This is a genomic window from Pseudomonas petroselini, assembly GCF_045037875.1.
Taxonomy (GTDB): domain Bacteria; phylum Pseudomonadota; class Gammaproteobacteria; order Pseudomonadales; family Pseudomonadaceae; genus Aquipseudomonas; species Aquipseudomonas petroselini.
In genome coordinates, this window is record NZ_CP173614.1 from 3,347,534 (window position 1) to 3,372,210 (window position 24,677).

The 24,677-nt window shown below is 65.6% G+C and carries 2 protein-coding genes; both read left to right on the forward strand.

The genetic code is table 11. The annotated features are described in order from the left end of the window. The gene (locus ACI512_RS15570) at positions 1-12,861 is read left to right on the forward strand and encodes a non-ribosomal peptide synthetase (RefSeq protein ID WP_236380540.1); all 12,861 of its coding nucleotides are present in this window, start codon (positions 1-3) and stop codon (positions 12,859-12,861) included. Beyond that, positions 12,858-24,179, forward strand: coding sequence for an amino acid adenylation domain-containing protein (locus ACI512_RS15575; RefSeq protein ID WP_405121868.1), 11,322 nt, complete (start codon positions 12,858-12,860; stop codon positions 24,177-24,179). Before ACI512_RS15570 ends, ACI512_RS15575 begins: the two co-directional genes overlap by 4 nt. The last annotated feature ends 498 nt before the right edge of the window (positions 24,180-24,677 follow it).

The window sequence follows — 24,677 nt, forward strand, 5'->3', positions numbered from 1 at the left end:
ATGCAGTTCAGCGAATTATTGGCAGCGATTTCCACCCATGCGATCCGTCTGCAACTGGAAGAAGGCGACCTGATCATCCTCGGTGACGACGAGGCGTTGGAGGATGCGCTGTGGGATCAACTGATTGCTCACAAACCCCGGCTGCTGGCACTGGTGGCCGAGCATGGCGGTGACTGGCTGAGTCCGGCCTACCGCATTACGCCGGACATGCTGCCGCTGGTCAGCCTCGACCAGGCGGCTATCGACCGTATCGTCGCGGCCATCCCTGGGGGCGCGGCGAATGTGCAGGACATCTATCCGCTGGCGCCGCTGCAGGAAGGCATGCTTTACCACCATCTGTCGGCGGAGCAGGGTGACCCCTACGTGCTGCACGCGCATTTCGAGTTCGACAGTCGCGCACGTTTGCACGCCTTTACCGAGGCGTTGCAATGGGTGATCGATCGCCACGATATCCTGCGCACCTCGATAGTCTGGGAGCGTCTCGACGAACCGCTGCAAGTGGTGTGGCGCAAGGCAAGCCTGGCGTGCGAGGCCGTGGATTTCGATGCGCGCAACGACCGCATGGACCTGGGCCAGGCACCGCTGCTGCGCCTGGTGTTTACCCAGGATTCGCTCACCGGGTGTGTGGCGGCAACCCTGCTGTTTCACCACACCATCCTCGACCACACCGCCCTGGATGTGGTGCGCCATGAAATCCAGTTGTACCTGGCCGGCGAGCAAGCCCAAGCGGGAGAGCCGGTGCCGTTTCGCAGCTACATCGCCCAAGTGCGCCATGTCGTCAGCGAGCAGGCCCATGAGGCCTTTTTCCGCAAGATGCTGGCGGATATCGAGGAACCGACACTGCCTTTCGGTTTGCAGGACGTACAGGGTGACGGCCTGGGTATCGACGAGGCACGCCTCGCCGTCGACAGCGCACTGAGCCGCCGTCTGCGCACCCTGGCGCGGCCGCTTGGCGTGAGCGTGGCGAGCATGATGCACCTGGCATTGGCGCGCGTATTGGGCGTGGTCTCCGGGCGCGACACGGTGGTGTTCGGCACCGTGATGCTCGGCCGCATGGGGGCGGGCGAGGGCGGTGAGCGGGCCTTGGGCATGTTCATCAACACCTTGCCCTTGCGCGTAGATGTGGGCGAGCAGAGTGCGCGCGCCGGGGTCAAGGCGACTCACGAACGCCTCACCACCTTGCTCAACCACGAACATGCCTCCCTGGCGCTGGCCCAGCGTTGCAGTGGCGTTGCCGCACCGACGCCGCTGTTCAGCGCCATGCTCAACTACCGCCACAGCGCCGCCACGGACATGGCCGAGGTGATCGAGATCGCCGAGGGCATCCGCGTACTCAGCGCCGAGGAACGCACCAACTACCCGCTGACGGTCAACGTCGATGACCTGGGTGAAGATTTCGCCCTGACCGTGATGGTCGACGCGTCCATCGGCGCCGAACGTGTCGCCACCTACCTGCATACCGCTCTGGAAAGCCTGGCCGAGGCCCTTGAACAGCGACCGGATATGCCGCTCAGCGGCCTGACTATCCTGCCCGACACCGAACGCCACAGCCTGTTGCATCGCTTCAATCACAGCCCCGCGCTTTACGCCGACACCGCCCTGATCCACCAGCACGTCGAAACCCACGCCGCCGCCCAGCCTGAAGCCATTGCCTTGCGCTTCGACAACCAGCGCCTCACCTACCGCCAGCTCAACGAGCGCGCCAACCAAGTCGCCCACCGCCTGCTGGCCCAGGGCATCCGCCCGGATGACCGCGTGGCGATCTGCGTGGAGCGTGGCCCGGAAATGATCATCGGCCTGCTGGGCATCCTCAAGGCCGGCGCCGGCTACGTGCCGATCGACCCGGCGTACCCGCTGGAGCGCATCGCCTACACCCTAACCGACAGCGAACCCTTGGCCGTGTTGGTACAAGCCAACACGCGCCATCTGGTTGGCGACTTGCCACAGGTCGACCTCAACGGCCTGCGCGGTGAATCCATCGTCAACCCGCGGGTCAAAGTCAGCCCGGCCCACCTGGCCTATGTGATCTACACCTCCGGCTCCACCGGCCAGCCCAAGGGCGTGATGATCGAGCACCGGCAGGTCGCCCGCTTATTCACGGCCACCGAGCACTGGTTCGACTTCAACCGCAACGACGTCTGGGCGCTGTTTCACTCCTTCGCCTTCGACTTCTCGGTCTGGGAAATCTGGGGCGCACTGATGCACGGCGGCCAGTTGCTGATCGTGCCGCAACTGGTCAGCCGCTCACCGGACGAGTGCTACACACTGCTGTGCGAAGCGGGCGTGAGCATCCTCAACCAGACGCCCAGCGCCTTCCGCCAATTGATCGCCGCACAAGGCCAGAACCCGCAGTCCCATTCCCTGCGCCAGGTGATCTTCGGCGGCGAAGCGCTGGAGCCGGGCATGCTCAAGCCGTGGTACGCCCGGGCGATCAACGCCGGCACGCAGCTGGTGAACATGTACGGCATCACCGAAACCACCGTGCACGTGACCTACCGCGCCCTGGAGGCGGCGGATGCACAACTGGTCGGTGTCAGCCCGATTGGCGTGCGCATTCCCGATTTGCAACTGTATGTGCTCGACGCGCGTCGCGAGCCGTTGCCGCTGGGTGTGGTCGGTGAGTTGTACGTGGGCGGCGCCGGTGTGGCGCGCGGTTACCTCAACCGTGACGCGCTGACCGCCGAGCGCTTCCTGCCCGACCCGGCCACCGGCCTGCGTATGTACAAGACGGGTGACCTCGGTCGACTGCTGGCCGACGGCAGCGTCGAATACCTGGGCCGCAACGATGACCAGGTGAAAGTCCGCGGTTTCCGCATCGAACTGGGCGAGATCGAAGCGCACCTGGCCAGCGCCGAGGGTGTGCGTGACGCCGTGGTGATCGCCCGTGAAGATGCGCCGGGTGACAAGCGCCTGGTGGCCTACGTGATTGCCGAAGGCGCACTGCGCGCCGCCGACCTGCGTGACCACCTGCTGCTGAGCCTGGCCGAACACATGGTGCCCAGCGCCTTTGTGCAGTTGGATCAATTCCCGTTGACCACCAACGGCAAGCTTGACCGCAAGGCACTGCCCGCACCGGACGCCGGTGCCCTCGCTCGACGGGGTTATGAAGCCCCCCGAGGCGCGGTGGAAACCGCCATCGCGGCGATCTGGCAAGACCTGCTCAAGCTCGAGCACGTGGGGCGTGACGACAACTTCTTCGAACTGGGCGGCCATTCGCTGTTGGCGGTCAAGCTGATCGAACGCATGCGCCAGGTTGACCTCAGCGCCGACGTGCGTGTGCTATTCGGCCAGCCGACCCTGGCGGCACTGGCGGCGGCGGTGGGCGGGCAGCAAGAGGTGCAGGTCCCGACCAACCTGATAACCCACGCCACCACGCACATCACCCCGGACATGCTGCCCCTGGTGGAACTGGACCAGGCGGCCCTCGACCACATCATCCAGCGCGTGCCCGGCGGCATCAGCAACGTGCAGGACATCTACGGCCTGGCACCGTTGCAAGCCGGTATTCTCTATCATCACCTGGCAACCACCGAGGGCGATCCCTACGTGTTGCAGGTGCAGTTCAGCTTCAACGACCAGGCGGCGGTGGACGCGTTTATCCAGGCCCTGCACAGCGTGATCGAGCGCAATGACATCCTGCGTACCGCGATCCTCTGGGAAGGCCTCAATGAGCCGGTGCAGGTGGTGTTGCGCCAGGCCGCGCTGGCCGTCGAGCGTATCGACGAGCCTTTTGAGCAACTGCAGCAACGCTTCGATCCTCGCCACTTCCGCCTCGACCTGAGCCGTGCCTCGCTGATGCGTTTTGCCTACGCCGAGGAACAGGACCGTTTCGTCGGCATCCTGCTGCTGCACCATATCCTGCTGGACCACACCGCCCTGCAGGTGTTGGTGGAAGAAATGAGCGCGAGCCTGTCCGGCAACAGCGCGCAATTACCCGACGCCGTGCAGTACCGCAACTATGTGGCCCAGGCACGGCTTGGGGTCAGCCAGGCGCAGCACGAAGCATTTTTCAGCGAGATGCTTGGCGATATCGACGAGCCGACCTTGGCCTTCGGGTTGCAGGACGTGAATGGCGACGGCAGCGGCATCCTTGAAGCCCAGCTGCCACTGGAACCGGCCTTGAGCCTGGGCCTGCGTGAACAGGCGCGGCAATTGGGCGTGAGCACGGCGAGCCTGGTGCACCTGGCCTGGGCGCAGGTGCTCGGGCAAGTGTCCGGCCAGCAGGCGGTAGTGTTCGGCACCGTATTGCTGGGGCGCATGCAGGGCGGCGAGGGCGCCGACCGGGCGCTGGGGATGTTCATCAACACCTTGCCGCTGCGCGTCAGCCTGGGCAGCGTCGGCGTACAAGCCGGTGTACGCGCCACCCACGCGCGCCTGGCGCAGTTGCTCGGGCATGAGCACGCGTCGTTGTCCCTGGCCCAGCGTTGCAGTGGCGTGCCGGGTTCGCTGCCGTTGTTCAGCACCTTGCTCAACTATCGTCACAGCGCGCCGGGCGAGGCGCCGGGGCACAGCCCGTTCGCGGCCTCCGGCATCCAGATTCTCAGTTCCGAAGAACGCAGCAATTACCCGCTGGTGCTCAACGTCGATGACCTGGGCACAGGCTTTGCCCTGACCGTGCAAGGCGTGGCGAGCCTGGACGTGCAGCGCGTGGGCGACTACATGCTCACCGCGTTGCGCCACCTGGTGACCGCCTTGCAGCAGGCGCCCACCACGCCGCTGCAGGCCATCTCGATCCTGCCGGCCGCCGAGCGCCACCAATTGCTGGTGGACTTCAATGCCACTGCCCGTGACTACCCAGCGCACCTCACCGTGCATCAACTGTTCGAAGCCCAGGCGCTGGCCCGTCCGGAAGCGGTGGCAGCGGTGCATGGCCCGCTGTCGTTGAGCTACCGCGACCTCAACCGGCGCGCCAACCGCCTGGCTCATCACCTGCTCAACCAGGGCGTGCAGCCGGGCGAAAGCGTGGCGATTGCGCTGCCACGTTCGCTCGACCTGTTGATCTGCCAACTGGCGATCCTCAAATGCGCGGCGGTGTATGTACCGCTGGACGTCAATGCGCCGGTCGAGCGCCAGGCGTTTATCGTGCAAGACAGTGGCGCGCATCGGGTGCTCACCAGCCTGGTCGACCTGAACCTGGACGGCCTGTCGCCGCGTAACCCTGAACTGCCCCAGTCCTCGGAGAGTGTCGCCTACATCCTCTACACCTCCGGTTCCACCGGTGCGCCCAAAGGCGTGCAAGTGCCGCACCGCGCCATCTCGCGACTGGTGCTCAATAACGGCTATGCCGAGTTCAACGCGCGGGACCGCGTGGCGTTCGCCTCCAACCCGGCGTTCGACGCCAGCACCCTGGATGTGTGGGCGCCGTTGCTCAATGGCGGTTGCGTGGTGGTGGTCGAGCACGCGGTGCTGTTGTCCCAGGCCGCGTTCGCTGCGCTGTTGCAGGAGCAATCCGTCAGCGTGCTGTGGATGACCGCGGGGCTGTTCCACCAGTACGCCGATGCGCTGATGCCGGTCTTCCGCCAGTTGCGCTACCTGATTGTCGGCGGTGACGTGCTCGACCCGCAGGTGATCGGCCGGGTGCTCGAACACGGCAAACCCCAGCACCTGCTTAACGGCTACGGGCCCACCGAAGCCACCACGTTTTCCACCACCTTTGAAATCACTCGGGTCGGCGAGGGCGGTATTCCCATCGGTAAGCCGATCGCGAATGCCCAGGCCTACGTGCTGGACGCGCGCCAGCAACCGGTGCCGCTGGGCGTGGTCGGCGAGCTGTACATCGGCGGTGCGGGCGTCGCCACGGGCTATTTGAACCAGCCGCAACTGACCGCCGAGAAATTCATCCCCAACCCGTTTGGCGACGGCGTGCTGTACCGCACCGGTGACCTGGCTTGCTGGCAGGCCGACGGCACCTTGCTGTACCAGGGGCGCAACGACCTGCAGGTGAAGATCCGTGGTTTCCGTATCGAGCCCGGCGAGATCGAAACCTGCCTGGCCAGCTTCCCAGGCGTGAAAGACACCGTGGTGCTGGCCCGTGAAGACGAACCGGGCGACAAACGCCTGGTCGCCTACTACACGGCCGGTGCAGCGCTGGAGATCGAAGCCCTGCGTGCGCATTTGCAGGGCCAGTTGCCGGACTACATGGTGCCGTCGGCGTATGTGTGGCTGGAGCTGTTGCCGCTCACCGCCAACGGCAAACTCGACCGCAAGGGTCTGCCGGTGCCGGGCCAGAGCGCGCTGTTAAGTCGTGGTTTTGAAGCCCCGGAAGGCGAAGTGGAAACCCAGCTGGCGCAGATCTGGCAGGACGTGCTCAAGCTGGAGCGGGTCGGGCGTCATGATCATTTCTTTGAACTGGGCGGGCATTCGTTGCTGGCGGTCAGCCTGATCGAGCGCATGCGCCAGGTTGGCCTGAGCTGTGACGTACGCGTTTTGTTCAACCAGCCAAGCCTGGCGGCGCTGGCCGCTGCAGTGGGCAGCGGCCGGGAAGTCGTGGTGCCGGCCAATGGTATTCCGCTGGGTTGCACGCAGATCACCCCGTCGATGCTGACGTTGGTGCCGCTCGACCCGGCGGCCATCGAGCGTATTGTCGCGAACGTGCCGGGTGGTGCGGCGAATGTGCAGGATATCTACCCACTGGCGCCGTTGCAGGAAGGCATTCTTTACCACCACATCAGCGCCGAGCAGGGCGATCCGTACCTGCTGCAATCGCGCATGGCGTTCGACAGCCTGGAGCGTCTGCATGGGTTCATGGGCGCGCTGCAACAGGTGGTGGCCCGCCACGACATCCTGCGTACCGGCGTGGTCTGGGAAGGCCTGGACAGCCCGGTGCAAGTGGTGTGGCGCGAGGCGCAACTGGTGGTTCAGGAGGTTGCCCTTGACCCGGCGGACGGCGGCATCATCGAGCAACTGCACGCACGTTTCGACGCTCGCCACTACCGTCTGGATATCACCCAGGCGCCGTTGCTGCGCATGGTGTACGCCCAGGATCCGCAGCACAACCGGGTCGCCGCGATCCTGCTGTTCCACCACTTGGCGCTGGACCACACCGCCATGGCAGTGGTGGGCCAGGAGATGCGTGCGTTCATGTTCAACCAGGCCCAGGACTTGCCCGTGGCGGCGCCGTTTCGCAATTACGTGGCCCAGGCGCACCTGGGCGTCAGCGTGGAGGAGCACGAGGCGTTCTTCCGCGACATGCTCGCCGACGTGGAGGAACCGACCTTGCCGTTTGGTGTGCAGGACGTGCAGGGCGATGGGCGTGATATCGAAGAGGCCGAACAGCCGGTGGACGCCGCGCTGGCACGGCGGGTGCGCGAGCAGGCGCGGCAGTTGGGGGTCAGCGCGGCGAGCCTGATGCACCTGGCCTGGGCACAGGTGCTGGGGCTTTTGTCCGGGCGTGACGACGTGGTGTTCGGCACCGTGTTGATGGGCCGCATGCAGGCCGGTGACGGTGCGGACCGCGCGCTGGGCATGTTCATCAACACCCTGCCGCTGCGCGTCGACGTGGCGGCGACTGCCGCTGCTGCGGTCAAGGCGACTCATGGGCGCTTGAGCGCCTTGCTCGGCCATGAACACGCGTCCCTGGCGCTGGCCCAGCGTTGCAGCGGCGTGGCGAACGCATCGCCGTTGTTCAGTGCGTTGCTCAACTACCGTCACAGCAGCCCTGACGAAATGGCCCGCGATGGCCATGGCATCTGGGAAGGCGTGCAATTGCTCGGCGGTGAAGAGCGCAGCAACTACCCGTTGACCTTGAGCGTGGACGATTTGGGTGAGGGCTTCGGCCTGACCGTGTTGGCGCTGCCGCAGATCGGCGCCCAGCGCCTGTGCGCCTACATGCACAACGCCGTGGAGCAGTTGGTGGCCGCCTTGGAAAGTGCACCGCAGACCGCGCTCAACCAACTGCCGATGCTGGCGGCGACGGAGCGCGAAACCCTGCTGCGCGACTTCAACGCCACCGGCCATGATTTCCCGCAGGGGCAGACCGTCCACGGTGCCTTTGAGGTCCAGGCCGAACGCAAACCCCAGGCCGTCGCGGTGCTGCAAGGCGGCGAGGCGTTGACCTATGAACAACTCAACCAGCGCGCCAACCAACTGGCCCATCACCTGCTCGCACTCGGTGTACAGCCCGACGACCGTGTCGCGCTCTGCTGCCGTCGTGGCCCGCAGATGCTGGTGGGCTTGCTGGGCATCCTCAAGGCCGGTGCCGGTTACGTGCCCATCGACCCGGCGTATCCCGCCGAGCGCATCGCCTACCTGCTTCACGACAGCGCACCCGTGGTGGCGGTGGCCGAAGCCAGTACTCGCGCGTTATTGGGCGAGGTCGCCAGCGTAGACCTGCATGACCCACGCTTGCAGCACCTCGCCGTCACCAACCCACCACTCGACACGCTGACCCCGGCGCACCTGGCCTACGTGATCTACACCTCCGGCTCCACCGGCCAGCCCAAGGGCGTCATGGTGGAACACCGTACCGTGGAAAACCTCGTGCATTGGCACTGCGAAGCCTTTGGCCTGGGTGCTACGGGCCACACCAGCAGCGTCGCCGGGTTCGGTTTTGATGCGATGGCCTGGGAGGTGTGGCCGGCACTGTGCGTGGGGGCCACCTTGCACCTGCCGCCGGCCAACGTCGGCAATGAAAACATCGATGAGCTGCTGGCCTGGTGGCTGGCGCAGCCGCTGGACGTCAGCTTCCTGCCGACGCCGGTGGCCGAATACGCCTTCAGCCAGCAGCTGCAACACCCTACGTTGCGCATCCTGCTGATCGGCGGCGATCGCCTGCGTCAGTTCACTCACGAGCGGCGCTTTGCGGTGATCAATAACTACGGCCCCACCGAGGCCACCGTGGTTGCCACCTCCGGCCGCGTGCGCGCCGGGCAGGTGTTGCATATCGGTCGGCCGATCGCCAATGCCAGCGTCTACTTGCTGGACGCGCAATTGCGCCCGGTGCCGGTGGGGGTGACGGGCGAGCTGTATGTGGGCGGCAGCGGTGTGGCGCGGGGTTACCTGAACCGGCCGGACCTGACTGCCGAACGCTTCCTGCAAGACCCGTTCAACGCCGGGCGCATGTACCGCACCGGCGACCTGGCGCGCTGGCTGCCCGATGGCAACATCGAGTACCTGGGCCGTAACGATGACCAGGTCAAACTGCGCGGCGTACGGGTGGAACTGGGGGAAATCGAAAGCCGCCTGGCCGCCCTGGACGGCGTCGGCGAAGCGGTGGTACTGGTGCGCGAAGGTCGCTTGATTGCCTGGTTCACCGCACAGCAACCGCTGGACATCGACACCCTGCGCACGCAGCTGCAAGCCCAATTGCCCGATGCCCTGGTCCCGGTCGCCTATGTGAAGCTGCACGCATTACCGCTGACCGCCAACGGCAAGCTCGACCGCAAGGCGCTGCCGGAACCCGATCACGCCGCGCTGCTGACCCGTGTATACGAAGCGCCCCAAGGCGAAGTTGAAACCACCTTGGCGCGCATTTGGGCCGAGGTCTTGCACGTCGAACAGGTCGGTCGCCATGACCACTTCTTCGAGCTGGGCGGCCATTCGTTGCTGGCCGTCAGCCTGATCGAACGCATGCGCCAGGTCCGCCTGAGTGCTGATGTGCGCGTGCTGTTCAGCCAGCCGACCCTGGCCGCACTGGCCGCCGCCGTCGGCAGTGGTCGCGAAGTGCAGGTGCCGGTTAATCGCATTCCCGCCGACTGCCGGCGCATTACGCCGGACCTGCTGACCTTGGTGGAACTCGACCAGGCAACGATCGACCAAGTGGTCGCGCAAGTACCCGGCGGCACGGCCAATGTGCAGGACATCTACCCGCTGGCGCCGTTGCAAGAGGGCATTCTCTACCATTACATCACCGCTGAGCAGGGCGACCCGTACCTGCTGCAAACGCACCTGGCGTTTGACAGCCTCGAACGTCTCAACGCCTTCACCCAAGCGTTGCAACAGGTGATCGATCGTCACGATATCCTGCGCACCGGCGTGGTCTGGGAGGGCTTGGCGCAACCGCTGCAGGTGGTGTGGCGCACCGCCGAACTGCAGGTGCAGGCACTGCACCTGCAAGGCGATGTACTGGCCGGCCTGCACGAAAGTTTCGATGCACGACGCTATCGCCTGGACATCAGCCAGGCCCCGCTGATCCGCCTGATGTACGCCCAGGATCCCGTCCATCAACGGGTGGTCGCGGTATTGCTGTACCACCACATCGTCCTTGACCACACCGCGTTTGACGTCGTGCTGCGGGAAATGCAGGGCTTCCTGCTCGGCCGGCAAGTGCCAGCGGCTGCACCGATGCCGTACCGCAACTACGTGGCTCAGGCGCGGTTGGGCGTGAGCGAACAGGAGCACGAAGGCTTTTTCCGCGCAATGCTCGGCGACATCGACGAGCCGACCTTGCCCTTCGGCTGGCAGGACGTCCGCGGCGACGGCAGCGCCATCGAGGAGCACAGCCTGCGCATGAACAGCGACCTCAACCGCCGCTTGCGGGCCCAGGCCCGGCTGATGGGGGTGAGCACGGCGAGCCTGTTTCACTTGGCGTGGGGCCAGGTGCTGGCGGCGACATCGGGCCGCCACAGCGTGGTGTTCGGCACCGTATTAGTCGGACGCCTGCAAGGCGGCGAGGGCGCAGACCGCGCCCTGGGGGTATTTATCAACACCTTGCCGCTGCGCCTGGACATCGACGGTCAAGGCGCACGTGCCGCCGTACGGGCGACCCACGACCGGCTCAGCGCCTTGCTCGGCCATGAACACGCGTCCCTGGCGCTCGCCCAGCGTTGCAGTGGGGTCGCTGCCCCGGCCCCGCTGTTCAGCTCGATGCTTAATTACCGTCACCGTGGCGCGGCCACCCGCTCGCAAGAGGCGCAGCAGGCCTGGGAAGGCATGCAGACCCTGGTCAACGACGGACGTACCAACTACCCGTTGACCTTGAACGTGGACGATTTGGGCGATGGCTATGACATCACCGCCCTGGCACGCGTCGATGCGCAACGCGTGTGCGATTACCTGCAGACGGCGTTGTCGGGCCTGGTCGAGGCGTTGGAGCACTCGCCGCAACACGCGCTCGATCGTTTGCCGATCCTGGGCGCCGAAGAGCGCAATACGCTGCTGGTCGAATTCAACTCAACCGAGGTGCCGTACGATCTCGATCAGACCCTGCAGGGGCTGTTCGAAGCCCAGGCCGAGCGCACGCCGGAGGCGGTGGCGGTGATTGCCGCAGAGCAACGGCTGACCTACCAGGCACTTAACGAACGCGCCAATCGCCTGGCCCATCATCTGCGTGAGCGCGGCGTACTCCCGGATACACGGGTGGGGATCTGCCTCGAGCGTGGCCTGGACATGGTGGTCGGCCTGTTCGCCATCCTCAAGGCCGGCGGCGCCTACGTGCCGCTGGACCCGGCCTACCCCCAGGAGCGCATCGCCTACATGCTGCAGGACAGCGCGCCGGTGGTGGTCCTCGCGCAAGCGACCACCCACGCGCTGCTGGGCGACGTGCCGGTGATCGAGCTTGATCACGTCACGTGGCAGCACCAGCCCGCGACCAACCCCCAGGTCCCGGGCCTGACCGCTCGCCACGCCGCCTACGTGATCTACACCTCCGGCTCCACCGGCGAGCCCAAGGGGGTGATCAACGAGCACGCCGGGGTGGTCAACCGCTTGCTCTGGATGCAGGACGCCTACGGGCTCAACGCTGAGGATGCGGTGCTGCAGAAAACCCCGTTCAGTTTCGACGTGTCGGTGTGGGAATTCTTCTGGCCGCTGTTCACCGGTGCGCGCCTGGTGATGGCGCGTCCGGGCGGGCACAAGGACCCGTCCTATCTGTGCGAAGTGATCGAGGCGCAGCGGATCACCACCTTGCACTTCGTGCCGTCGATGCTCGACGTATTCCTCGCCCATGGCGATGTGAGCCAGGCCGAAGGGTTAGTCCGTGTGATGTGCAGCGGCGAAGCCCTGCCGGGCAGCCTGGTACGGCGCTTCAAGCAGCAATTGCCGGGCATCGGCCTGTACAACTTGTATGGCCCCACCGAAGCGGCGGTGGACGTGACCGCCTGGAACTGTGCGCGGCCCGAAGTGCCGGACAACACACCGATTGGCAAACCCATCGCCAATACCCGCATGTACGTCCTGGATGCACAGTTGCAACCGGTGCCATTGGGCGTGGTGGGCGAGTTGTTTATCGGCGGGGTGCAGGTGGCGCGGGGTTACTTGAACCGTGCGCAACTGACGGCCGAGCGCTTCCTCAAGGACCCGTTCACCGGCGGGCGCCTGTACCGCACAGGGGACGTGGGCCGTTACCTGCCCGATGGCAATATCGAGTACCTGGGGCGTAACGACGACCAGGTAAAAATCCGTGGCCTGCGTATCGAACTGGGGGAAATCCAGGCGCGCTTGAGCGAACACGCATCGGTCAAGGACGCCGTGGTGGTGGCCCGCGACGAGCGCCTGGTTGCCTACTACACCGGCGAGCACACGCCCGTCGAAAGCCTGCGTGCCCAACTGCTATTGCACCTGCCGGACTTTATGGTGCCTGCGCTGTTCGTGCACCTCGACGCGTTGCCCTTGAGCCCCAACGGCAAACTCGACCGCAAGGCCCTGCCGGCACCGGGCATGGACGCACGGCGGGTACGCGCGTTCGACCCCCCCGAAGGGGACACCGAAATCCTGCTGGCCCGGCTCTGGGCTGAACTGCTCAACGTGGAGCGGGTAGGGCGGCATGACAATTTCTTTGAACTGGGTGGGCACTCGCTGCTCGCCGTCAGCCTGATCGGGCGCTTGCGCCAGGAAGGCATGGAAGCCGACGTGCGCGCGTTGTTCGAACAGCCGACCCTGGCTGGCTACGCCGCATTGACTGAACGAATGGAGATCGTCCTGTGAGCATCAACCAACTGCTGGCGACGCTAAAGACCAAGGACATCCAGCTGGCGCTCAAGGGCGAACAGCTATCGGTGCAGGGCAACAAGCACGCCTTGAGCGACCCGGCAATCCTCGCCGCCTTGCGCGAGCACAAACCGGCGTTGATCGAACTGATCAAGGCCGGTGAATACTCGGCGACGAAGGCGGGCGTGGTCGACGTGCCCGCCAATGGCATCCCGGCGGACGCCGAACGCATCCTGCCGGCGATGTTGACGTTGTCGACACTGAGCCAGGACGAAATCGACCGTATCGTCGCCAGCGTCGACGGCGGCGTGGCGAATATCCAGGACATCTACCCGCTGGCGCCGTTGCAGGAAGGCATTCTGTTTCACCACGTCAGTGCCGAGCGGGGCGACCCGTACGTGATGCAATCGCAATTTTCCTTCGACAGCCTGGAACGGTTCGAGGCGTTTGCCCAGGCGCTGCAAGCGGTGATGGACCGTCACGACATCCTGCGCACAGGGGTGGTCTGGGAGGGTGTGCAGCAACCGTCGCAAGTGGTGTGGCGCCGCGCGCGCCTGCCGGTGCAGGCCCTGGCGCTGGACCCGGCCGATGGCGACATCGCCACGCAACTGCACGCCCTGTTCGATGCTCGCCACTATCGCCTCGACGTGTCCCAGGCGCCGTTGCTGCGTCTGGTGCGGGCCGAAGACGTGGCCAATCAACGTATCGTTGCCAGCCTGCTGTTCCACCATATGGCCCTTGATCACAGCGCCCTGGAAGTGGTGTGCCACGAGCTGCAGGCCTATCTGTTGGGGCAGGGCGCAGCGTTGGGCCAGGCCGTGCCGTTTCGCAATTATGTGGCTCAGGCGCGGTTGGGGATCAGCGAGCAGGAACACGAACACTTCTTCCGCCAGATGCTCGGCGACATCAGCGAACCCACCTTGCCGTTTGGCTTGAGCGATGTGCAGGGCGATGCGCGGGGCATTACCGAGGTACACCTGGCGCTGCCGGCGGTGCTGTCGCAACGGCTGCGAGCACAGGCACGGCAACTGGGGGTCAGCGCCGCCAGCCTGTTCCATTTGGGGTGGGCGCAGGTGCTGGGGGTGTTGGCCGGCAAGGAACAGGTGGTGTTCGGCACGGTGTTGATGGGCCGCATGCAGGGCAGTCATGACACAGACCGGGCGCTGGGTATCTTCATCAACACCTTGCCGTTTCGCGTGGACGTGGGCAGCGAGGACGTGCGCGCCGGGGTCAAGGCGACTCATGCGCGGCTGACGACGTTGCTGCGGCATGAACACGCACCGTTGGCGCTGGCCCAGCGGTGCAGTGGTGTGGTGGCGCCGACGCCGTTGTTCAGCGCCTTGCTCAATTATCGCCACAGTGCCTCGGCGGCCAGTGACGAAGCGATCTCGGCCTGGCAGGGGATCGCTGCGCTGAGCGCTGAGGAACGTACCAACTACCCCTTGACCCTGAGTGTCGACGACCTTGGCGATGACTTTGCCCTGAGCCTGCTGGCCAGCAACCTGGTCGATCCGCAGCGCGTGTGTGCCTACGTGCAAACCGCCTTGGAGAACCTGCTGACCGCGCTGGAGCAGGCGCCAGGCACTGCGCTCAACCACGTGTCAGTGCTTCCGTTCGCCGAGCAGCAGTGGTTGTTGGAACACTTCAACGCCACCCACACGGATTTCCCCCAAGGCACCACGCTGCACGGGCGCATCGAAGCCCAGGCCGCGCTGACGCCTGATGCGATTGCCGCCGTGCATCAGGGCCGCCAGCAGACGTACGCCGAACTCAACCAGCAAGCCAACCTGCTGGCCCATCACTTGCTGGCGCTGGGGGTCAAGCCCGACGACCGCGTTGCCATCGTCGCCCGCCGTGGCCTGGACACCCTGGCCGGCCTGTTGGCGATTCTCAAGGCCGGCGCCTGCTATGTGCCGGTGGACCCGTCGCACCCGGCCGAGCGCCTCAACTACCTGCTCAGCGACAGCGCCCCGGTGGCGGTGTTGACCCAGCAGGCCTTGCTGGAACGCCTGCCGGCCCTGGATGTGCCGGTGATCAACCTCGATCGCTACACCTGGCAGCACCATTCGGCGAGCAACCCCAAGGTGGCGGTCACGCCGTCCAACCTCGCTTATGTGATCTACACCTCAGGCTCCACCGGCCTGCCCAAGGGCGTGATGGTGGAGCACCACACCGTCGCCAATCTGGTGGACTGGCATTGCAACGCCTTTGACCTGTGCGCCGGGCGCCACACTGCCAGTGTTGCCGGGTTCGGCTTTGACGCGATGGCCTGGGAAGTCTGGCCGGCGCTTTGCGTCGGCGCGACCCTGCACCTGCCACCGGCCCATGACGGCGCCGAGGATGTCGACGCGCTGCTGGCCTGGTGGTGCGCGCAGCCCTTGGACGTGTGCTTCCTGCCCACGCCGGTGGCCGAGTACGCCTTCAGCCAGCAGATCGAACACCCGACGCTGCGCACCCTGTTGATCGGCGGTGATCGCCTGCGCCAGTTCGGCCGGGCGCAGCGCTTTGACCTGATCAACAACTATGGCCCCACCGAAGCCACGGTGGTCGCCACCTCCGGCAAGGTCGAGGCCGGCCAGCCGTTGCACATCGGCAAACCCATCGCCAATGCCACGGTGTACCTGCTGGATGAGCAGCAACGGCCGGTGCCGCTGGGTGTGGCGGGGGAGTTGTACGTGGGCGGCAAAGGTGTGGCGCGCGGCTATCTGAACCGCCCGGAGCTGACCGACGAACGCTTCCTGCACGACCCGTTCAACGCCGGGCGCATGTACCGCACCGGCGACCTGGCGCGCTGGCTGCCGGACGGCAATCTTGAGTACCTGGGCCGCAATGATGACCAGGTGAAGATCCGTGGCATGCGCATCGAGCTGGGCGAAATCGAAGCCCAGCTCAACCAGTTGGCGGGTATCCAGGAAGCCGTGGTGCTGGTGCGTGAAGAGCGGCTGGTGGCGTATTTCACTGAAAACCGCCAACTCGACCCGTTGGTGGTGGCCGAACTCCGCGGCCACCTGGTGGCGCACTTGCCGGACTATATGGTGCCGGTCGCCTACGTGAAGCTAGACGCGTTGCCCCTGACCGCCAACGGCAAGCTCGACCGCAAGGCCCTGCCGGCGCCGGACATGGCCGCCGTGTTTACCCGCGAGTACGTGGCCCCCGAAGGTGAAATCGAAAACGTGCTGGCGCAGATCTGGGCCGATGTGCTGCAAGTGGAGCGGGTGGGGCGTCGCGATCATTTCTTCGAGCTGGGCGGGCATTCCCTGCTGGCCATGCGCATGGTCTCGCAGATCCGCCAGCGCCTGGGCGTGGAGTTGCTGCTCGGCGACTTGTTTGCCAATGCCGAACTCGCGGCGGTCGCCGAGGTGTTGGCCCAGTCCGGTCGCAGCACCTTGCCGGATATCCTCCCGGCCAATCGTGACGAAGACACGCCGCTGTCTTTCGCCCAGCAGCGCCTGTGGTTCCTGGCGCTGATGGAAGGCGCCAACACCGCCTACAACATTCCTATCGGCCTGCGTCTGCGTGGGCAGTTGCACGTCGAGGCGCTGCAACGTGCGCTGGCCCGCATCGTCGCGCGCCACGAAACCCTGCGCAGCCGCTTTGCCCAGCACGGCGATGACGCCCAGGTATTAATAGTACCCGCCGAAGACGTGCTGCCCCTGCAAGTGCAGGACCTGCGCCGCCACCCGCAACCCCAGCAGGCGCTGGACGCGTTGATCCACGGCGAAGCCTCGGCACCCTTCGACCTGGAGCGCGGCCCGCTGCTGCGCGGGCGTTTGGTGGTCATGGCTGACGATCACCATGTGTTGCTGCTGACCCTGCACCACATCGTCTCCGATGGCTGGTCCATGGGCGTGCTCACCCGTGAACTGATGGCGCTGTACCAGGCCTTCAGCCACGGCCAGGCGGACCCGTTGCCGCCGTTGCCGATCCAGTACGGCGACTTCGCCGTGTGGCAGCGCCTGTGGCTCAGCGGTGAAGTGCTGCACCGCCAGAGCACCTATTGGCAGCAGACGCTGGCGGGTGCGCCGGCCTTGCTCACGTTGCCCACCGACCGCCCGCGCCCGGCAGAGCAGGACTACGCCGGCAGCAGCGTCGACGTGCGCCTGGACGAACGCCTCACCGCCGGGCTCAAGGCGTTGAGCCAACGTCACGGCACCACGCTGTACATGACCCTGATGAGCGCCTGGGCCTCGTTGCTCGCGCGGTTGTCCGGGCAGCAGGATGTGGTGATCGGCTCACCCGTGGCCAATCGCACGCGCAGCGAGGTGGAAGGGCTGATCGGCCTGTTCGTCAACACCCTGGCGGTGCGCATCGACACCTCCGGCGAGCCGAGCACCGAGGCGCTGCTGGCGCGGGTCAAGGCCCAGGCCCTGGCGGCGCAGGCCCACCAGGACCTTCCGTTCGAGCAAGTGGTGGAAGTCACCCGCCCGCCGCGCAGCCTGGCCCACAGCCCGCTGTTCCAGACCCTGCTGACCTGGCAGGACAGCAGCGCGCCGACCCTGGCCCTGGGCGACCTGGCTTTGGAAGGTATCGTCGAGAACAGCCACTTTGCCAAGTTCGACCTGTCCCTGGACCTGGGGGAAGTGCAGGGCACGATCATCGGTGCGTTGGAATACGCGGTGGCGCTGTTCGATGAGTCGACAGTGCAGCGGTATATCGGTTACTTCACCCGCGTGCTGCAGGCCATGGTCGATAACGACCAGGCGGTGCTGGAGCAGGTGCCGCTGGTGGACGAGCGCGAGCGTCAGCATCTGCTGTTCGACTTCAATGCCACCGATGTGGCGTACAACCTCGACCAGACCTTGCATGGCCTGTTCGAAGGGCAGGCGATGCGTACGCCGGATGCCGTGGCCGTCAAGGCCGGTGACCAGGTATTGACCTATGCCGAGCTGAATGCGCGGGCCAACCAGCTCGCTCACCACCTGTTGGCGCTTGGCGTACAGCCGGATTCACGGGTGGCGATCTGCGTCGAACGGGGCCTGGACATGGTCATCGGCCTGTACGCGATCCTCAAGGCCGGTGCCGCCTATGTGCCGCTGGACCCGGCGTATCCGCTGGAGCGTATCGCCTACATGCTGCAAGACAGCGCGCCTGTCACGGTGCTGGCCCAAGGCGCGACACGTGCACTGCTGGGGGACGTGGCCGTGGTCGACCTGGACCAGCCGACCTGGCAGCACCAACCCGTCGACAACCTGCCAGTGGCTGGCGTCAGTGCCTACGTGATCTACACCTCCGGCTCCACCGGCCAGCCCAAGGGCGTGATCAACGACCACCCCGGCGTGGTCAACCGCCTGCTGTGGATGCAGGACGCCTATGGCCTGCAAGCCCATGACCGGGTGCTGCAGAAAACCCCGTTCAGCTTCGATGTGTCGGTGTGGGAGTTCTTCTGGCCGCTGTTCACCGGCGCCTGCCTGGTGATGGCGCGCCCTGGCGGTCACAGAGACCCGGCCTATCTGTGCGAGGTGATTGCGGCTGAGCGCATCACCACGCTGCACTTCGTGCCGTCGATGCTGGATGTGTTCCTGGCCCATGGCGATGTGAGCCAGGCCGAAGGGTTAGTCCGCGTAATGTGCAGCGGCGAAGCCTTGCCCGGCAGCCTGGTGCGGCGCTTCAAGCAGCAGTTGCCGGGCAGCCAGTTGCATAACCTGTATGGCCCGACCGAAGCCGCCGTCGATGTGACGGCCTGGAACTGTGCCGGTGCGGTGACGCCGGACAACACACCGATTGGCAAACCGATCGCCAATACCCGCCTGTACGTGTTGGATGCCCACCTGCAGCCGGTGCCATTGGGCGTGGTCGGCGAGTTGTTCATCGGCGGCGTACAAGTGGCGCGCGGCTACCTGAACCGGCCTGAATTGACCGCCGAGCGTTTCCTCAAGGACCCGTTCACCGATGGCCGCCTGTACCGCACCGGTGACGTCGGCCGCTACTTGGCGGATGGCACGCTGGAGTACCTGGGGCGCAATGACGATCAGGTGAAAATCCGTGGCCTGCGTATTGAATTGGGGGAGATCCAGGCACGCCTCACCGACTACCCGCCGGTCAGCGAAGCCGCCGTGATCGCCCGCGACAATCGGCTGATTGCCTACTACACAGGCACGTTCAGCGACATCGACGCGTTGCGCGCTCACCTGCTGAACCATCTGCCGGAATTCATGGTGCCGGCCATTTTCGTGCATCTCGACGCCTTGCCGCTGAGCCCCAACGGCAAACTCGACCGCAAGGCACTGCCCGCGCCGGGCCTGGATTCAGTGGTGGCGCGTGAGTACGAAGCACCCCAGGGCGATACCGAAATTGCCTTGGCCAGCCTCTGGGCCGAACTGCTCAATGTTGAGCGCGTGGGCCGTCACGACAACTTCTTCGAGCTGGGCGGGCACTCGCTGCTCGCGGTCAGCCTGATGGGACGCATGCGCCGCCTCGGGTTGTCGGCGGATGTGAAGGTGTTGTTCGGTCAGCCCACGTTGTCGGCCTTGGCGGCGGCACTGGGCGGTGGTCGTGAAGTCGCGGTGCCGGACAATGGCATTGCGGCCGATTGCGCTTATATCACCCCGGACATGTTGCCATTGATCCCGCTGGATCAGCCGGCCATCGAGCGTATCGTCGCCTGCATCCCCGGCGGTGCGGCGAATGTGCAGGACATCTACCCGCTGGCGCCGTTGCAGGCCGGCATGCTCTATCACCATCGCGCGGTGCAGACCGGCGACGACTATGTGCTGCGGGCGCAGTTTGCGTTCGACAGCCCGCAGCGGATGCACGCGTTTGCCCTGGCCTTGCAGGCGGTGATCCAGCGTCACGACATCTTGCGTTCGTCATTCCATTGGGACGGCCTGGAAGAGCCGGTGCAGGTGGTATGGCGCGAAGCCCCGCTGTGCGTCGAAAACGGGCCGGTGCCGGAACGGCTCGATGTGGCCCAGGCACCGCTGATGCGCCTGGTGTGCACCGAGGACACTGCCACGTTGCTGTTTCACCACTTGGTGATGGATCACGTCGCCCTGGAGATCCTGCAACACGAACTGCAGGCGTTCCTGTCGGGCACGCAGCACACGTTGGGCGCGGCCGTGCCGTACCGCAACTATGTGGCCCAGACCCGCCTGGGCGTTGACGATCACGAGGCGTTCTTTCGTGAGATGCTCGGCGAGATCGATGAACCGACGCAAGTCGACAGCCTGGGCCGCACGGAGCAAGTGCAACGGGCCCTCGACCCGGCGTTGAGCCAACGCCTGCGTACTCAGGCGCGCCAGTCCGGGGTGAGCGCCGCCAGCCTGATGCACCTGGCCTGGGCCCAGGTGCTGGGCAAGGTCTCGGGCCGCGAGCAGGTGGTGTTCGGGACCGTGATGCTCGGCCGCCTGCAAGGCGGTGAAGGCGCCGAGCGCGCCATGGGCGTATTCATCAACACCCTGCCGCTGCGGGTCGACCTGGGCCAGCACTCGGTGCGCGACGCTTTGCGGGCCACTCACACGCGCCTGACCCACTTGCTCAGCCATGAGCAGGCGCCGTTGGCATTGGCCCAGCGCTGCAGTGGCGTGCCCGCAACGACGCCGCTGTTCAATACGCTGTTCAACTATCGCCACAGCGCGCCGCAAGCGGCAACCGAGGCGTTACAGGGTATCCAGTTGCTCAAGGCCGAGGAGCACAGCAACTACGGCCTGTCGTTGAGCGTGGATGACCTGGGTCAGGGGTTCTCCCTCAAGGCCGTGGGGCAGGGCGCCCGCCGTTTGTGCGATTACCTGCAGGTTGCCGTGGAGCAGGTGGTGCAGGCGTTGGAACAGGGCGGTACGACTGCCATCAGCCACGTGCCGATCCTGCCCGCCGCCGAACGCCAGCAACTGCTGGATTTCAATGCCACCACGCGGCCCTTTCCGCGCGAGCACACGGTGCAACGCCTGTTCGAAGCCCAGGCCCAGGCCCGTCCTGCAGCGCTGGCGGCGCTGCAGGGCGAGCAGTCACACGGCGTCGTGACAATGAGTTACGGCGAACTCAACACGCGCGCCAATCGCCTGGCTCATCATCTGATGGGCCTTGGGGTGCGTCCCGCCGATCATGTGGCGATCCTGCTGCCGCGCTCGCTGGACCTGCTGGTCAGCCAGTTGGCCGTGCTCAAATGCGCTGCCGCGTATGTGCCGCTGGATATCAACGCCCCCGCCGAGCGCCTGGGCTTCATGCTGCAGGACAGTGGTGCGGCCTGGCTGCTGACCCGCAGCGACGCGTCTGTTGACTACCCGGCGCAGCGCCTGGACCTGGACACCCTGGCCCTCGATCCGCAACCGAGCCACAACCCGGACCTGTCGCAGTCCTCCGACAGCGTGGCGTACATCATGTACACCTCCGGCTCTACCGGCACGCCCAAAGGCGTATTGGTGCCCCATCGCGGCATCACGCGCCTGGTGCTCAACAACGGCTACGCCGACTTCAACGCCAGCGACCGCGTGGCCTTTGCCTCCAACCCGGCGTTTGACGCCAGCACCATGGACGTATGGGGGCCGTTGCTCAACGGCGGCCAGGTGCAGGTGATCGACCACGCCACCTTGCTCGATCCGACGGCCTTTGGCGTGGCCTTGGCGGACGTGACGGTGCTGTTTGTCACCACGGCGCTGTTCAACCAGTACGTGCAGCTGATTCCCCAGGCCCTGGCGGGCTTGCGCATCCTGCTGTGCGGCGGCGAGCGTGCCGACCCGGCGGCATTCCGCAGCCTGTTGGCGCGTGCACCGGCGTTGCGCCTGGTGCATTGCTACGGACCGACCGAAACCACCACTTACGCCACTACCTACGAAGTCCGGTCGCTTGCGGAGGACGCCGACAGCGTGCCCATCGGTCGACCGATTTCCAATACACAGATCCATGTGCTGGATGCGCAGTTGCAGCCGGTGCCATTGGGCGTGACCGGTGAAATCTGCATCGGCGGGGATGGCGTGGCCAAGGGGTACTTGAATCGACCGGCGCTGACGGCTGAAAAGTTTGTGCACGACCCATTCGACGCGGACGTCTTGATGTACCGCACCGGCGACCTCGGCCGCTGGACGGCGGACGGCCTGCTGGAATGCATCGGGCGCAATGACGACCAGGTGAAGATCCGTGGTTTCCGCATTGAATTGGGCGAGATCGAAGCGCGCCTGGCGACCTTCGCGGGTATTCAGGATGTGGTGGTGCTGGCCCGCGAGGACGCGCCGGGAGACAAGCGCCTGGTGGCGTATTTCACCTGGGCCGATGAACCCGTCGCCATCGACAGTGTGCGCGCCTACCTGCAGGGCCAACTGCCGGAATACATGCTGCCGTCGGCCTTTGTGCCGCTGGCGCACCTGCCGTTGACGGCCAACGGCAAGGTCGACCGCAAAGCCTTGCCGGTGCCTGCCCTGGAAGCCTTGAACCGCCGCGATTTCGAGGCGCCAGTCGATGCACTGGAGCAGAGCCTGGCGGCGCTGTGGACCGAGGTGTTGAAGGTGGAGCAAGTCGGTCGTCATGACAGCTTCTTCGAGTTGGGCGGGCATTCATTGCTGGCGATCCGGCTGGTCAGCCTGATGGACGAAGCGGGGTTGGCGGTGTCGCTGGCCGAGCTGTTCCAGCACGCGAGCGTGGCCTCGGTGGCCGCGATGCTGCGCCAGCGTACGGATGCGCCGGTGCGCGACACCTCGGTGATCACGGTGCGCAGCAGCGGGGCGCAAGCGCCGTTGTTCCTGGTCCATGAGTTCAGTGGCATGGACGTGTATTTCCCGGCGCTGGGCCAGCATCTGCCCGGTGACTATCCGATTTACGGCCTGCCAGGCTTGGCGCTGGGCGAGCCGCACCTGAACACCATGGAAGGCCTGGCGGCGCGGCTGGTCGGGTTGATTCGCGGCATTCAACCCCATGGGCCTTACCGGGTCGCCGGCTGGTCGTTCGGCGGGGTGCTGGCCTATGAAGTGGCGATGCAACTATTGGGGCTGGATGAACCGGTGGCATTCCTCGGTTTGATCGACAGCTACGTGCCGCGCATGACCGACCAGGGCAAGGCGCGCTGGAGCGGGCCGGACGCGCTTAAGCGGCACTTGTTGTTGCAGTGCACGGCGTATTGGAAAGCACAGGGAGGTGTGGATGAACTGGCGAGCCTTGGGCAATTGGAGTCGCAGATTGGACAGCTGGACTTTGCGGGCCTGCTGCAACGCTGTCGCGATCAAGGTCTGCTATACGCGCAAATGGCAGCGGCTGCGGACGCGGACCTCTTGAGCTTTATCGAACGGGAAGTCGGGCACGGGCATGCGCTGGCGCACTACAGCGTGTTCCCGTTGCCGGTTGCGGTGCATCTGTTCAGCGCGAGTGAGCGTCCGACCGAATTGTCACGACGCAGTGATTCGCTGGGTTGGATCGATGCCTTGGCGCCAGGGCAATTGCGCCAGGTGGAGGTGCCGGGAGATCACCAGAGCATGATGCAGGCGCCCCATATCCAGGCGCTGGGGCAGGCGCTGACCGAGGCCTTGGCGACGAGTGCGCCGGTGGTTCAGGCGCAGCATCAACCGTTGCTGCGAATTCAGAGTGGCCGGGCGGGGTATGCGCCGGTGTTCTGCGTGCCGGGGGCCGGAGATAGCGTCACCGGGTTTGTGGGCCTAGGCGAAGCGCTGGGGCGCGACTGGCCGCTGTTCGGCTTGCAGCCGCGCGGGTTGGAGGGTCAGGCGGTGCCCCATAGCCAGGTGGAAGCGGCGGCGCGGTGTTACTTGGCGGCGCTGGAACAGGCGTATCCGCATGGGCCGGTGCATTTGGTCGGGCACTCGTTTGGTGGCTGGGTCGCGCTGGAGATGGCGTTGCGGTTGCAGGCGGCCGGGCGGGAGGTGGCGTCGTTGACGGTGATCGACAGTGAGTCGCCTGGTGGGGCCGCGAAGGTTTACACCACCACGGCGGCGTTGATGCGCTTGATTGAGGCGATGCAGTTGTCGGCCGGGAAATCGCTGGGGATTGATCGGGTCGACTTTGCCGGGTGTGATGAGGTGACGCAGCGCCAGCGGCTACACGCAGGCATGGTCGGCGTTGGGTTGTTGCCGGGGCGCGCGGCGGTGGATGCGATGGATGGGCCGGGGCGGACGTATGCGGCGGCTTTGCGCACGGCGTATCGGCCTGTTCAGCGTTTTAACGGTGTGGTGCGGTTGGTATTGGCTGAAGACCCAGCGCTGGATGCGGCGGGGAATCAGCGGGAGCAGGGGGGGATGATTGAGGGGTGGCGGCGGCAGGGGAGTGGGTTGCAGGTTTGGTATGGCGGGGGGAATCACTTTACGTTGCTCAAGGCGCCGAATGTTTTTGGGTTGGCGCGGTGGTGGTTGGGTGGGGTTGTGGTTGGGGAGGTGGTGTCTTGAGGTTTTGCTTGGGGTACACATCCGTTGCTGCGGTAACGGCGGCTTATGGTTCCGCTCTTACAGCGGGTCACTTTTGGAAAGGCCCAAAAGTAACCCAAAGGCCTTCGCCCCACCACTCGGTGCCTCGCCTAGGCTCGGCATGCCCTCACTCCGGCTTTGGAGCGTGGGCCGCCGCGATGGGCCATCCTTGGCCCAGCGCGGCTAACCCGGCGTCCTGCCCGCGTGGTTTTACGGGGCGCCGAAGATCAAAAGCCAAAGCCAAAGCAGGGCGCGGCGGCCTTAAAGCCGACCGGTATTGCGTTTGTCGATCGCGGTCCAAATGTGGGAGGGGGCTTGCTCCCGATGGCGGTGTGTCAGTTGATGCATCTGTGGCTGTCCCACTGCTATCGGGAGCAAGCCCCCTCCCAGAGTTTGATCTCCATAGATCAGGTAGATATCAGTCCGCGGCTAACTCGGCGTCCTGCCGGGTTACCCACGCTCCAAAGCCTGCGTTCGGCC

Bases quoted from the DNA above. Each gene is read 5' to 3' on its own strand.
- ACI512_RS15570 (WP_236380540.1), top strand. From the start codon at position 1: ATGCAGTTCAGCGAATTATTGGCAGCGATTTCCACCCATGCGATCCGT.